The sequence below is a fragment of the Stenotrophomonas sp. 116085_Sma genome (assembly GCF_056479585.1).
Window position 1 is genome coordinate 3,629,272 of the sequence record NZ_CM151057.1, and the last position, 13,611, is coordinate 3,642,882.

At 67.1% G+C, this 13,611-nt stretch carries 14 protein-coding genes; 9 read left to right on the forward strand and 5 right to left on the reverse strand.

Annotated features, from left to right (window positions below):
• Positions 1-56: 56 nt before the first annotated feature.
• The 3 genes from cgtA to rplU form a co-directional block, all read right to left on the reverse strand.
• Positions 57-1,109, reverse strand: coding sequence for an Obg family GTPase CgtA (gene cgtA, locus ACZK0Z_RS16980; RefSeq protein WP_100443651.1), 1,053 nt, complete (start codon positions 1,107-1,109; stop codon positions 57-59).
• Between the two features lie 193 nt (positions 1,110-1,302).
• Positions 1,303-1,566 (reverse strand): 50S ribosomal protein L27, encoded by a 264-nt coding sequence (rpmA, locus tag ACZK0Z_RS16985; protein ID WP_005415704.1) that lies wholly within the window; start codon positions 1,564-1,566, stop codon positions 1,303-1,305.
• 18 nt (positions 1,567-1,584) lie between these two features.
• Entirely contained in the window at positions 1,585-1,893 is a 309-nt protein-coding gene (rplU, locus tag ACZK0Z_RS16990; protein ID WP_006424709.1) for a 50S ribosomal protein L21, read from the reverse strand.
• A gap of 318 nt (positions 1,894-2,211) precedes the next feature.
• On the opposite strand from rplU, the gene uvrA reads away from it, so the two are divergent.
• From uvrA to ACZK0Z_RS17005, 3 genes are all read left to right on the forward strand, one after another.
• Complete coding sequence (gene uvrA / locus ACZK0Z_RS16995) at positions 2,212-5,205, forward strand: excinuclease ABC subunit UvrA (RefSeq protein ID WP_197632103.1); 2,994 nt, start codon at positions 2,212-2,214, stop codon at positions 5,203-5,205.
• Positions 5,205-5,612 carry an acyl-CoA thioesterase gene (locus ACZK0Z_RS17000; RefSeq protein ID WP_049427655.1) on the forward strand — a complete coding sequence of 136 codons (408 nt, stop codon included), beginning with the start codon at positions 5,205-5,207 and terminating at the stop codon, positions 5,610-5,612. The genes uvrA and ACZK0Z_RS17000 overlap by 1 nt, the downstream gene beginning before the upstream one ends.
• A 98-nt stretch (positions 5,613-5,710) precedes the next feature.
• On the forward strand, positions 5,711-6,436 hold the full coding sequence (locus ACZK0Z_RS17005; RefSeq protein ID WP_049427656.1) for a hypothetical protein: 726 nt from the start codon (positions 5,711-5,713) through the stop codon (positions 6,434-6,436).
• Positions 6,437-6,507: 71 nt separating this feature from the next.
• Here the strand turns inward: ACZK0Z_RS17005 and ACZK0Z_RS17010 are convergent, their stop codons facing one another.
• On the reverse strand, positions 6,508-6,954 hold the full coding sequence (locus ACZK0Z_RS17010) for a copper chaperone PCu(A)C (protein ID WP_049427658.1): 447 nt from the start codon (positions 6,952-6,954) through the stop codon (positions 6,508-6,510).
• Between the two features lie 34 nt (positions 6,955-6,988).
• Here ACZK0Z_RS17010 and ACZK0Z_RS17015 point away from each other — a divergent pair, with 34 nt between their 5' ends.
• From ACZK0Z_RS17015 to ACZK0Z_RS17030, 4 genes are all read left to right on the forward strand, one after another.
• Entirely contained in the window at positions 6,989-7,765 is a 777-nt protein-coding gene (locus tag ACZK0Z_RS17015; protein WP_197620193.1) for an enoyl-CoA hydratase/isomerase family protein, read from the forward strand.
• Positions 7,766-7,941: 176 nt separating this feature from the next.
• Positions 7,942-8,862 carry an acyl-CoA thioesterase II gene (gene tesB / locus ACZK0Z_RS17020; RefSeq protein ID WP_005408551.1) on the forward strand — a complete coding sequence of 307 codons (921 nt, stop codon included), beginning with the start codon at positions 7,942-7,944 and terminating at the stop codon, positions 8,860-8,862.
• A 4-nt stretch (positions 8,863-8,866) separates the two neighbouring features.
• Complete coding sequence (locus ACZK0Z_RS17025) at positions 8,867-9,376, forward strand: pathogenicity-like protein (RefSeq protein ID WP_100443652.1); 510 nt, start codon at positions 8,867-8,869, stop codon at positions 9,374-9,376.
• Positions 9,377-9,600: 224 nt separating this feature from the next.
• Positions 9,601-10,818 carry an RNA polymerase sigma factor gene (locus ACZK0Z_RS17030; protein WP_049427811.1) on the forward strand — a complete coding sequence of 406 codons (1,218 nt, stop codon included), beginning with the start codon at positions 9,601-9,603 and terminating at the stop codon, positions 10,816-10,818.
• A gap of 51 nt (positions 10,819-10,869) precedes the next feature.
• Here ACZK0Z_RS17030 and ACZK0Z_RS17035 read toward each other — a convergent pair whose 3' ends face one another.
• Entirely contained in the window at positions 10,870-11,436 is a 567-nt protein-coding gene (locus ACZK0Z_RS17035) for an EF-hand domain-containing protein (protein WP_049427813.1), read from the reverse strand.
• A 157-nt stretch (positions 11,437-11,593) separates the two neighbouring features.
• Here ACZK0Z_RS17035 and ACZK0Z_RS17040 point away from each other — a divergent pair, with 157 nt between their 5' ends.
• Both ACZK0Z_RS17040 and ACZK0Z_RS17045 read left to right on the forward strand, forming a co-directional pair.
• Positions 11,594-12,349: an arginyltransferase gene (locus tag ACZK0Z_RS17040; RefSeq protein ID WP_049427815.1), complete on the forward strand. Its 756-nt coding sequence runs from the start codon at positions 11,594-11,596 to the stop codon at positions 12,347-12,349.
• 37 nt (positions 12,350-12,386) lie between these two features.
• Positions 12,387-13,595 (forward strand): endonuclease/exonuclease/phosphatase family protein, encoded by a 1,209-nt coding sequence (locus ACZK0Z_RS17045; RefSeq protein ID WP_049427817.1) that lies wholly within the window; start codon positions 12,387-12,389, stop codon positions 13,593-13,595.
• Positions 13,596-13,611 lie beyond the last annotated feature (16 nt).

A 13,611-nucleotide genomic window follows, 5' to 3' on the forward strand; every position in this document is an offset into this window, starting at 1 on the left:
GCAACCAACAAAAAACCCGGCCGAAGCCGGGTTTTTCGAGCGGAACCACAACACCATTACTGGGCGTCGCGGGCTTCCTGCTCTTCTTCCTTCTGGCGATCGAAGAAGGCCATGATCCGGCTCATGATCGGGAAGGTGCCTTCGCGGCCCAGCGCGGAGACCAGGAACCACGGCTCCTTCCAGCCCAGCTCGGCGACGATCTGCTCGGCCGCGGCCTTGGCCTCGTCCTCGAACATCAGGTCGGCCTTGTTCAGCACCAGCCAGCGCGGCTTGTTCAGCAGCTCCGGATCATGCTTTTCCAGCTCGCGCTCGATCGCACGCACCTGCTCCACCGGCGAAATGCCTTCCACGCCACCTTCCATCGGCGAGATGTCCACCAGGTGCAGCAGCAGGCGGGTGCGCTGCAGGTGACGCAGGAACTGCGCACCGAGGCCGGCTCCATCCGCCGCGCCTTCGATCAGGCCCGGAATATCGGCAATCACGAAGCTGCGGTAGTTCTCCACCTTCACCACACCCAGGTTCGGGTACAGCGTGGTGAACGGATAATCGGCCACCTTCGGGGTCGCCGCCGAAACGGCGCGGATCAGGGTGCTCTTGCCGGCATTGGGGAAGCCCAGCAGACCGACGTCGGCCAGCAGCTTCAACTCCAGCTTCAGCGTGCGCTCTTCGCCCGGCTCGCCCGGCAGCGCCTGGCGCGGCGAGCGGTTGGTCGAGCTCTTGAAGTGCATGTTGCCCAGGCCGCCGCGGCCACCCTTGGCCACCAGCAGGCGATCGCCGTGCTGGGTCAGATCGCCGATGACTTCATCGGTGGCGACGTTGATCACCACGGTACCGACCGGCACGGTGATGGTCAGGTCTTCGCCGCCCTTGCCATAGGCCTGGCGACCCATGCCGTTCTCGCCGCGCTGCGCCTTGAAGATGCGGTCATGGCGGAAGTCGACCAGGGTGTTCAGGTTCTCGTCGGCGCGGATGTACACGCTGCCGCCCGCACCGCCGTCGCCGCCGTCCGGGCCGCCGAGCGGAATGAACTTCTCGCGACGGAAGCCAATGCAGCCGTTGCCGCCGTTGCCGGCGAACACTTCGATTTCTGCTTCGTCTACCAGTTTCATTGTTTCGATGCCTGCGATGGGCGCGGCCTGCCTGCCGTCGCCTTGAATGTCACGCCGGCCGCGGGCCGGCAACCCGGCACAGCCGGTCTTGCGTTCACTCTAACGAAAAGCCCCGCCGAAGCGGGGCTCTCCATGCAGCGTGCTCTTCATCCAGCACGGCCATGCCGGGGCATGGGTGCCGGCGATGCCTGGATCAGGCGTCGGCCGAGACGATGCTGACGGTACGACGCTTCTTGGCGCCCTTGACCGAGAACTCCACCTTGCCGTCCACGAGGGCGAACAGGGTGTGGTCACGGCCCAGGCCAACGCCCGAACCCGGGTGGAACTGGGTGCCGCGCTGACGCACGATGATGTTGCCGGCTTCGATGGCCTGGCCGCCGAAGATCTTGACGCCCAGGTACTTCGGGTTGGAGTCGCGACCGTTGCGCGAGGAGCCTACGCCCTTTTTATGTGCCATGACTGCTTCTCCTGATGCTTAGCCGGCGATGCCGGTGATCTCGATTTCGGTGTAGTACTGACGGTGACCCTGACGCTTCATGTGGTGCTTGCGGCGACGGAACTTGATGATCCGGACCTTGTCAGCACGCCCCTGGGACAGGACCTTGGCGGTGACGGCAGCGCCCTTCAGCGCATCGCCCAGCTTCACGCCATCGCTGTCGCCCAGCATCAGGATGTTGTCAAACTTGATCTCGCTGCCGACTTCGACTTCGAGCTTTTCGACGCGGAGCTTTTCGCCCTGCGCCACGCGGTATTGCTTACCGCCGGTGACCAGTACTGCGTACATGACCAGACTTCCTCTGTAGTTATTGTGGTCTATGGACTGCCGCCGTCGAGGGCGGACAGGAGCGGGATTGTACGCAGATCAGCGGGCGCGGGTCAAGTCAACCCCTGAACGGACCGGGCGCGCGAGCCGGACCGGGGTCAGGTCCCTTTTCACAACGTGAAAAGGGACCTGACCCCTGCCTGTCGGCCCGTCTCACAAGGTGAGACACCGGGCTGGCATTGTCGCCCATTGCCCCCATCTGGTCACCTCGGTAGGCTGACCGATTGCCGTTCCCTGCTGGCCCGGCACCCAGCCAACGCCCCCACAACCGGATTCCCCATGGCGATGGATTTCATCCGCATCCGCGGCGCGCGGACGCACAATCTCAAGAACATCGACCTCGACCTGCCCCGCGACAAGCTGATCGTGATCACCGGCCTGTCCGGTTCGGGCAAGTCCTCGCTGGCGTTCGACACCATCTATGCAGAAGGCCAGCGCCGCTACGTCGAGTCGCTGTCGGCCTATGCGCGCCAGTTCCTGAGCGTGATGGAAAAGCCGGACCTGGACCACATCGAGGGCCTGTCCCCGGCGATCTCGATCGAGCAGAAGTCGACCTCGCACAACCCGCGTTCGACGGTGGGCACGATCACCGAAATCTACGACTACCTGCGCCTGCTGTACGCCCGCGTCGGCACCCCGCGCTGCCCGGACCACGGCTACCCGCTGGAAGCGCAGACGGTCAGCCAGATGGTCGACCAGGTACTGACCCTGGACCCGGAACAGCGCTACATGCTGCTGGCGCCGGTCATCCGCGACCGCAAGGGCGAGCACGCGCAGGTGTTCGACCAGCTGCGCGCGCAGGGCTTCGTGCGCGTGCGCGTGGACGGCGAGCTGCATGAAATCGACGCGGTGCCGCCGCTGGCGCTGCGCCAGAAGCACACCATCGAGGCGGTGATCGACCGCTTCCGCCCGCGCGAGGACATCAAGCAGCGCCTGGCCGAGAGCTTCGAGACCGCGCTGAAACTGGGCGACGGCATGGCCTCGGTGCAGAGCCTGGACACCGCCGATGCCGCGCCGACCCTGTTCTCCTCCAAGTATTCCTGCCCGGTCTGCGACTACTCGCTGCCGGAGCTGGAACCGCGCCTGTTCTCGTTCAACGCACCGATGGGCGCCTGTCCCGGCTGCGATGGCCTGGGCATGGCCGAATTCTTCGATCCTTCGCGCGTGGTGGTGCACCCCGAGCTGTCGCTGGCCGCCGGTGCGGTGCGCGGCTGGGACCGCCGCAATGCCTACTACTTCCAGCTGATCGCCTCGCTGGCCAAGCACTACAGGTTCGACGTCGACGCGGCGTGGAACTCGCTGCCGGAGAACGTGCAGCAGGCCGTGCTCTACGGCAGTGGCGATGAAGCGATCACCTTCACCTACTTCACCGAAGCCGGTGGCCGCACCCAGCGCAAGCACCGCTTCGAAGGCATCATTCCCAACCTCGAGCGCCGCTACAAGGAAACCGAATCGCCGGCGGTGCGCGAAGAGCTGTCCAAGTACATCAGCGAACAGCCGTGCCCGGAATGCCATGGCGCCCGCCTCAACAAGGCGGCACGCAACGTGTTCGTGGCCGACCGCCCGCTGCCGGACCTGGTGGTGCTGCCGATCGACGAGGCGCTGAAGTTCTTCAGCGAGCTGAGCCTGCCGGGCTGGCGTGGCGAGATCGCCTCGAAGATCGTCAAGGAAATCGGCGAACGCCTCGGCTTCCTGGTCGATGTGGGCCTGGATTACCTGACCCTGGAACGCAAGGCCGACACCCTGTCCGGTGGCGAGGCACAGCGCATCCGCCTGGCCAGCCAGATCGGCGCCGGTCTGGTCGGCGTGATGTACGTGCTCGACGAGCCGTCCATCGGCCTGCACCAGCGCGACAACGAACGCCTGCTCGGCACCCTCACCCGCCTGCGTGACCTGGGCAACACGGTGATCGTGGTCGAGCATGACGAGGATGCGATCCGCCTGGCCGACTATGTGCTGGACATCGGCCCGGGCGCGGGCGTGCATGGCGGCGAGATCGTCGGCCAGGGCACCCTGCAGGATATCCTGGAGGCACCACGTTCACTGACCGGCCAGTACCTGTCGGGCAAGCGCACGATCGAGATTCCGGCGCGCCGGCACAAGCCGAACCCGAAGATGACCCTGCACCTGCGCGGGGCCAGCGGCAACAACCTGAAGGGCGTGGACCTGGCGATTCCGTCGGGCCTGCTGACCTGCGTGACCGGCGTGTCCGGATCGGGCAAGTCGACCCTGATCAACGACACCCTGTTCTCGCTGGCCGCCAACGAGATCAATGGTTCCTCGCACCCGATCGCCCCGTACAAGGAGATCGATGGCCTGGACCTGTTCGACAAGGTGGTGGACATCGACCAGTCGCCGATCGGCCGCACCCCGCGCTCGAACCCGGCCACCTACACCGGCCTGTTCACCCCGCTGCGCGAGCTGTTCGCCCAGGTGCCCGAAGCGCGTGCGCGTGGTTATTCGCCGGGCCGTTTCAGCTTCAACGTGCGTGGTGGCCGCTGCGAGGCCTGCCAGGGCGATGGCCTGATCAAGGTCGAGATGCACTTCCTGCCGGACGTGTACGTGCCGTGCGATGTCTGCCACGGCAAGCGCTACAACCGCGAGACGCTGGAGATCCTGTACAAGGGCTTCAACATCAACGACGTGCTGGAAATGACCGTCGAGGATGCGCTGAAGCTGTTCGAGCCGGTGCCGTCAATCGCCCGCAAGCTGGAAACGCTGGTGGACGTGGGCCTGAGCTACATCAAGCTGGGCCAGAGCGCGACCACGCTGTCCGGTGGTGAAGCGCAGCGCGTGAAACTGTCCAAGGAGCTGTCGCGCCGCGATACCGGCCGTACCCTGTACATCCTCGACGAGCCGACCACCGGCCTGCACTTCCACGACATCGAAGCGCTGCTGGGCGTGCTGCACAAGCTGCGCGACGAGGGCAACACGGTGGTGGTGATCGAGCACAACCTCGACGTGATCAAGACCGCCGACTGGATCGTCGACCTGGGCCCGGAAGGCGGCCATCGCGGTGGCACCATCCTGGTCACCGGCACGCCGGAAGACGTGGCGGCCTGCCCGCAGTCGTACACCGGCCAGTTCCTGGCCCGCATGCTGCCCTCCACCAGCGCGCGCCCGGAACAGCCGGCCGCGGTGGCCAACAAGCCCGATGCCCGGCCGCCGCGCAAGGTGAAACCTGAGAAGCCGGCCAAGGTGGCGAAGAAGGCGGTGGCCGCCAAGAGCACCGGCAAGGCCAGCAAGAGCACGACGAAGAAGAAGGACGCCTGATGAGCAGCGAACACAAGATCCTGGCCCGCATCCCGATCAGCGTGCGCTGGCGCGACATGGACAGCATGGGCCACGTCAACAACGCCAAGTACATTTCCTACCTGGAAGAAGCGCGCGTGCGCTGGATGCTGGGCGTGGACGGCGTATCGATGACCGACCGCATCGCACCGGTGGTGGCCGCGACCAACGTCAATTACAGGCTGCCGATCGTGTGGCCCAACGACATCCTGGTCGAACTGTTCGTCGAGCGCCTGGGCAACAGCAGCGTGACCATCGGCCACCGCATCGTCGACCAGCAGGACGATTCGAAGCTGTATTCGGACGGCAACGTGGTGGTGGTCTGGATGGATACGCAGACCGGCAGGAGTGCGCCGCTGCCGGAGGCGATCCGCAGCGCGTCGACCTGACGCGCATCGGGGAGTGCCGGCCGCTGGCCGGCAACCTCCAGATGTATCACGGATGCCGGCCAGCGGCCGGCACTCCCGATCCAATTCAAAGGACTGACATGATCCACCAGACTGAACTGCGCGACCTGCTGCCCGGCATGGTCCCTTTCCCCACCGACGTCTTCCCCGCTGACCAGGCGTGGCTCGGCCAGCACCTGCTGCCGCTACTGAAGATCGACCTGGGTGTGCTGCGCCCGGAACTGGCCGGCCAGGTGGCAACGATGCTGTGCCCGATCGAGCCGTATGACGGCTGCATCGGTGAGACCACCGAAGCGCACCACAACGATTTCACCGGCACCAACTGGATCGCCTTCGAACTGACTGCCGACAACGAGATGCGTTTCCTCGGCAACGAGGGCTATTTCATCGGCGACCAGGTGGATGACAAGTACACGCGCGAACACATCGCACAGATGCGCGAAAGCTATGCCAAGGCGCGTGACTACCATGCCGCCCATGGCCGCCTGGCCTGCTACTCGCGCTTCGGCAAGGGCGAGCCCAGCGAGCGTGACTACCTGGATACGCTGGGTGGCCCGATCGGTTTCGGCAACTGGACAGAGACTGCAGAGATTCCTGCCGCCTTCGAGCTTGGCTTCACCGAGGCGGCCGATGACCCCGACGCACCGGACGATGCCGAAACGGTGATCATCACCCGCAATGGCAACAAATTCTTCGCCGTGGCCGACGTAGCCGGCTACAACTGGTGCGCCACCGGTGCCGACGCGATCGTGATGCTCTACGAGCCGATCAGCCGCACGGTGCTGTTCTCGTACGACTGGTCGTAAGCCTGTTTGGTAGTGCCGGCCGCTGGCCGGCATACCCGAGTTGCCGGCCAGCGGCCGGCACTACCATCCCGCTACGGCGTGGCCTTGCGCACGGTCAACGTTGCGCTCGCTTCGCTCCCCCCTTCCAGCTGCAGCCGCAGCGGCAGCGCCTGCCCTTCCTTCAACGCGCCCTTGCCCTGCATCAGCATCAGGTGCAGGCCACCGGGCTTGAGCTCGGCACGCGCGCCCGGTGCCAATGGCAGGCGTTCAATGGCCCGCATCCGGCTGACCCCGTCGACGATCGTGGTCTCGTGCAGCGACACATCTCCGAAGCCACTGCTGGCCGCGCCAGTGATCACCACCGCCTTGCTGCAGCCGTTGTGGATCACGCCGTAGCCGGCGGTCATCGGCATCGCCGGATTCGGTGGCAACCGCGCCCAGCCCTGCTCCACCGTGACGCAGCCAGATTCCGCGGCCGAGGCCGATGCTGCGGCCGCACACAGAACCAACAGTACGCCAACGAATGGTTTGGTTATCATCGCCCAGGTTCCTTCTTCGCAACGAGACCGCAGCATGACGACGCTCATCGAGGTGATCAACCATGGCCCCATCCGCGAACTGCGCCTGGCGCGGCCGCCGGTCAACGCACTGGACACCGAACTGTGCCGGCAGTTGATCCATGCCATCGAGCTGGCCATGGCCGAAGACGCGCACGGCATCGTGCTGTCGGGCAGCGAGCGCATCTTCACCGGCGGCATGGACGTGCCGCACCTGCTCTCGCATGGCGATGACAAGCACAAGCTGCAGGACACCTGGAACGCCTTCTTTGGCGCCGTGCGCACGCTGGCCGAAAGCCGCATCCCGGTGGTCGCGGCGATCACCGGCCACGCCCCGGCCGGCGGCTGCGTGCTGGCCCTGTGCTGCGACTACCGGGTGATGGCGCGCAGCGCCGATCCGTCGCGGCCGTATGCCATCGGCCTGAACGAAGTCCAGGTCGGCCTGATCGCACCGGAGGGCATCCAGCGCCTGTTGCGCCGTGCGGTGGGGGTGCACCGTGCCGGCGTGCTGCTGACCACCGGCTCGCTGGTGCCGGCCGAACAGGCGCTGCAGATCGGCCTGGTTGATGAACTGGCCGAAGGCGACCTGGTGGTGGCGCGCGCCATCGCCTGGCTGCAGAACCTGATCAAGCAGCCGCGCCAGCCGATGCTGCTGACCCGCGCCATCGCCCGCGCCGACCTGCACGAAGCGCTGCACCCGGACCTGATCCAGCTGGACCGCTTCGTCGAGGCCTGGTTCGCCCCGGATGCACAGAACGCGCTGCAGGCCCTGGTGGCGCGCCTGGGCAAGTAAATGTAGTGCCGGCCGCTGGCCGGCAACCGCAGGCGCCCCAAGAGGATCATGAGGCTGGTGGCCAGCGGCCGGCACTACCGATGATCGGCCAGCGCGCGGCATCGGGGTCAGATCCCGTTCGCGAAGCGAAAGGGATCTGACCCCTGACCGGTATAATCAGGCCCTCTTTCACTGCTTTGGCCGCCCCCTTGAACGACACGCCCGAACCCGTCGTCTCCGAGCTGATCGACCTGCTCACGCTGGAGCGGCTGGAGGACAACCTGTTCCGCGGGCAGAGCCGCGACATCGGCACCAAGTACGTGTTCGGCGGGCAGGTGCTGGGCCAGGCGCTGGCCGCCGCGCAGGCCACGGTCGACAACGGCCGCCACGTGCATTCGCTGCACGCCTATTTCCTGCGCGCCGGCAACATCGACCACCCGATCGTCTACGACGTGGACCGCACCCGCGATGGCGGCAGCTTCTCGGTGCGCCGGGTCACCGCGATCCAGCACGGCAAGGTGATCTTCTTCTGCGCGGCCTCGTTCCAGCAGGCCGAAACCGGCGCCGAGCACCAGCACAAGATGCCTGAAGTGCCGCAGCCGGAAGACATCGAACCGAACCGGCCGCTGCCGGCTGAAGTGCTGGAACGGCTGCCTATCAAGGTGCAGCGCTGGCTGTCGCGTGGCGGTCCGTTCGAGTTCCGCCACGTCTACCCGCGTGACGAACTGAACCCGCCCAAGCGCCCGCCCTACCACCAGGTGTGGCTGCGCCTGAGCGAACCGGTTGGCGATGCACCGGAGCTGCACCAGGCGCTGCTGGCCTATGCCTCCGATTTCCACCTGCTGGGCACGGCGACCTTCCCGCACGGCATCAGCTACTACCACCCGCACGTGCAGATGGCCTCGCTCGACCACGCCATCTGGTTCCATCGCCCGTTCCGCGCCGACGACTGGCTGCTGTACTCGCTGGACAGCCCCAGCGCGCAGGATTCGCGCGGCCTGGCCCGCGGCCAGTTTTTCACCCGCAACGGCGTGCTGGTGGCCAGCACCGCGCAGGAAGGCCTGATCCGCGTCGTTCCCGACCAGGCTGCGGCCGCCGCCGTGCCGGCCAAGGAGTAAACCCATGCGCCAGATCTTCAGCAGCCAGCGCGTGGAAACCGTCGAGGGCGTGGCCGAGCTCCTGCGCGAGCACGGCATCGAGGTCAAGGTGACCAACGGGCGCTCGTACAAGACCCGCCGCCGCGGCCAGTTCAGCTACACCGACCTCGGCAACGCCAATGCCTATCCGGCGGTGTGGATCGTGCGCGCCGACGATCAGCCGCGCGCGCGCGAAATCCTGCGCGAGGCGCGCCTGCTCGACACCACCCGCCGCGACCACCCCACGGCCGAGTTCGCCTTCCGCGACGCGCCTGAAGCGGGCAGCGGCGGCCGCAGCTGGGCCTGGCGCATCCGCATCGCGCTGCTGGTGGTGATCGCCGGCGTGGCACTGGTGATCGGCCTGCGCCACCGCGGCGCCCCGGCGCCTGCGGCACCGGCCCCTGCCCCGCAGGCCCAGCCTCAGCAGGCGCAACCGGCCCCGGAGGCCGCGCCGGAAGAGGAAGAAGTGCGGGTCCGCATCCAGCCGTCCAAGTAAGGGGCGGTAGCGCCGGGCCATGCCCGGCGAGCACAGCGACCTGGCAGCGGGGCGGCGATTTCACCGTAACCCGTCAGGATTGGAGCCCCCTTGTTGTTCAAGGGGGTGCGCCAACGGCGCGGCGATGAAGTGGAATGCGCGGACCGCAGATGCATCAGCATCTGCGGTCACATTGGGCGCGCAGCTCCGTCTTGGGACACAATCCCAGCAGGAGTGCCGCCGCCATGACGACGTTCGCCGCATCGATCGACCAGACCCTGGAACGCGAACTGCCGGCCGCCGCCAGCGGTTGCCAGCACGCCTATGGCCGAATCGTTCTGGCCTGCCAGAACACGGTCACTGCCATCGCGCTGGCCATCACCCGCGACCGCCAGGCCAGCGAGGACATCGCTCAGGAAGCCTTCGTGAAGGGCTGGCAGCAGCTGCACCAGCTGCGCAGCTCGACCAGCTTCCTGCCGTGGCTGCGGCAGATCACCCGCAACCTGGCCCGTGACTGGTTGCGTGCGCAACGTGGCCGGCCCCTCTCCGGCGAGGCGGCCGAAGTGGCGCTGGGGATGGCCGCCGATCCGTCGCCGAGCACAGCCGACCGGTTGCAGCGTGTGGAAGAAGAGATCGCCGCCGAGGACATCATCTCCGCCCTGCCCGCCGACAGCCGCGAAGTACTGCTGCTGTACTACCGCGAGGGCCAGCGCTCGCAGCAGGTGGCCGACCTGCTCGGGCTCAGCGACGCGGCGGTGCGCAAGCGCCTGTCACGCGCCCGCGCCCTGGTGCGTGACGGCCTGTTGCAGCGCTTCGGCGAGTTCGCCCGCAGCAGTGCACCGAGCGCCGCGTTCGCCACCGCCGTGGTGTCGATGGTGCTGGTCGCAGCGCCGGGTACGGCCAGTGCTGCGATCCTGCTCAGCACTGGTGTCGGCATCGGTGGCAGCAAGCTCGGCCTGGGCGGCGCCAGCGCTGCCGGCGGGACCGCAATGGGCACGCTGACCGCTACGCTGGGCCAGCTGCACGTGATCCCGGCCGAAAACTGGGGGGCGATCGCCGGTGCCGTCATCGGCGGTGCGATCGGCAGCTACCTCGGTGCGCGCTTCCTGATGTCGTACACCGGGACCGAAGACGAACGTACGCAGGTGCGACGCTTTGTGCGTATCAACACCGGCACCGGCCTGGCCTGGTGCCTGGTAATGCTGGTGGCGACGTTGTTGCAGGTGCCGATGTGGAGCCAGTTGCTGCTGTTGGCACTGGGTCTGGCCGTGGTCAACTACCAGTGCCTGGTGCCGCTGCAGCGCCTGATGGCACCGATGATCGCACGTGATTCAGCGAGGCGCGGCCGCAGTGGAACCAACTGGAAATTCGAATCCCTGTATGGCCGCACCGGCATCATCGGCGCGAACGTGTTCGTGATCGCCCTGGTGGTGTATTCGCTGATGCGCAGCGGAAACCTGTAACGAACAACGCCGGCAGTGCGCCGGCGTTGTCGTGGATCATCGCGTTGAAACTCAGCGCTGCGGCTGCGGCTTCGGCACGCTGCCATCGCGCGGACCGCCATGACGCGGGCCGCCGTGCATCGGGCCCTTGGCTGCGTCGAACTCGGCCTTGCTCAACTGGCCGTCCTTGTTGGTGTCGGCGGCAGCGAACCAGGCATCACGGCGCTGCTTCATGCGCAGCTCGCGGTCGGCCTTGTCGAGGTAGCCGTCCTTGTTGAGGTCGAGCTGGTCGAAGCGCGCGGTCAGGCGCGGATCGGCCTTGGCTTCCTCGCGGCTGATGCGCCCGTCCTTGTTGACGTCCAGCTTGGCCCAGCGCTCGCCGCCGTGGCCACGGCGACCATGCTGCCAGCGCGGCAGTTCATCGCGCGAAAGCTTGCCATCCTTGTTCTTGTCCAGCTGGTCGAACTTCGCGGCCAGACGCGGGTTGACAGCGGCCTCGCTGCGATCGATGACGCCGTCGCCGTTGGTGTCCAGCTTGGCCAGGCGCTGTGTCGGCGCGGCCGGGGTATCGGCCGCCAGCGCGATGCCGGAAGCGGAGGTGGCAAGCAGCAGGGCCAGCAACAGGGGGGTACGGATCATGGGGTCACTCCTGGGAATGGGAATTGCGTCGGGGGTGATCACTTCACCCTCGGGAGACAACAACGCCCGGGCGCGACATCGGTTGACGCCGCGGCCGGTTCCATTCATCCGGCGGACAGTCGCCGCCACTGCGACGGGCTGGGGCTATGCTGTGCCCATGGCGATACACGGCGACAGAGACGACGAACTGCGGCTTTTCCAGACCGGCGAGCACCCCTGCGGGTACTGGTCGGACCGGGTGGCGCGCGACCTGGTGCTGGACCCGCACGATCGCCGCCTGGGCGGGCTGTATCCGCTGGCACTGAGCTGGGGCTTCCGCCGCAGCGGCGACCTGGTCTACCGGCCGCATTGTGCGCATTGCCAGGCCTGCGTGGCGGTGCGCATCCCGGTGGCCCGCTTCGCCCCGGACCGCAGCCAGCGCCGCTGTGCCGCCCGCAATGACGACCTGGAGGTGCGGATCACCGCCGCCACCGCCCGTGACGATCTGTTCGCGCTGTACCACCGCTACCTCACCCACCGCCACGCCAATGGCGGCATGGACGACCACGGGCCGCACGAGTTCGAGCAGTTCCTGATCGGCAGCTGGTCACACACCCGCTTCATGGAGATGCGCCTGCCCGGCCGCGACGGCCAGCCCAGCCAGCTGCTGGGGGTGGCAGTGACCGACGTCACCGAGCATGGCCTGTCGGCGGTCTATACCTTCTTCGACCCGGACCACGCCGCGCGCGGGCTGGGCACCTTCGCGATCCTGCAGCAGATCGAGTGGGCCCGCCGCGAGGGGCTGCCGCACGTGTACCTGGGCTACTGGATCCGCGGCCACCAGAAGATGGACTACAAGCGCCGCTTCCATCCGCTGGAGGCGTACGACGGCCGCCGCTGGCACGATTTCGACAACGAACTGGACGGGCGCTGACAAACCGCTGACACCGGGCCGGGTGCAGAATAGGGGGATGAACGCCAAACCCCTGATCTTCGCCCTGGCCCTGCTCTGCGGCGCCACCGCCCCCGCCTTCGCCACGTCCCCCGCGATGACCGAAAAGCCGTCCACTGCGCTGCGCCTGGCCACCTACAACACTTCGCTGTACTCCGACGACGCCGGCGGCCTGATCAAGGAGCTGGAAGGCGACAGCGAACACGCGCGCAAGATCGCCGCGGTACTGCAGCAGGTGCGCCCGGACCTGGTGCTGCTGAACGAGTTCGATTTCGACGACGCCCACCGCGCCGCCGAGCTGTTCCAGAAACGCTACCTGGAAGTGGCCCAGCCCGGCGGCGGCAAGCCACTGCACTTCGCCTACCGCTACCTGGCCCCGGTCAACACCGGCGTGCCGAGCGGCCTGGACCTGGACAACAACGGCGTGGTCGGCGGCGAAGGCCGCAGCCGCGGCAATGACGCCTGGGGATACGGCCTGCACCCGGGCCAGTACGGCATGCTGGTGCTGTCGCGCTACCCGATCGATGAAGCCAAGGTGCGCAGCTTCCAGCTGCTGAAGTGGAGCGCGATGCCCGGCGCAATCCGCCCGGTCGATCCACGTACCGGCCAGAGCTTCTACAACGACCACGTGTGGTCGCAGCTCCGCCTGTCCTCGAAGTCGCATTGGGACGTGCCGGTGAAGACCCCGGCCGGCGTGGTGCATGCGCTGGTATCACACCCGACCCCGCCGGTGTTCGACGGCCCGGAAAAGCGCAACGCTGCGCGCAACCACGACGAACTGCGCCTGTGGCAGGAGTACCTGTCCAGCGGTGACAAGCCGTGGCTGTGCGACGACAAGGGCCAATGCGGTGGCCTGGCGCAGGACGCGCGCTTCGTGATCCTCGGCGACCTCAACAACGACCCGGTCGATGGCGATGGCCGCCATGAGGCGATCGTCGAGCTGATCGAGAACGCCCGCGTGCTGCGCTACCCCACCCCGCGCAGCGTCGGCGGCGAGCAGACCAGCCTGGCTTATGCGGCCAAGGGCATCGAGCGCAAGGGCGCGCCGTTCCACGCCACCGGCGATTTCGGCCCGAAGTCCGGCACCATGCGCCTGGATTACGTGCTGCCCTCGACCGGTTTCGAGTATGTGGGCAGCGGCATCTTCTGGCCGGCCAATGAAAGCCCGGAGGCGAAGATCGCCGACGGCAGCGACCACCACCTGGTGTGGGTGGATGTGAAGCCGTAAGGCAGATTGCGCTGTA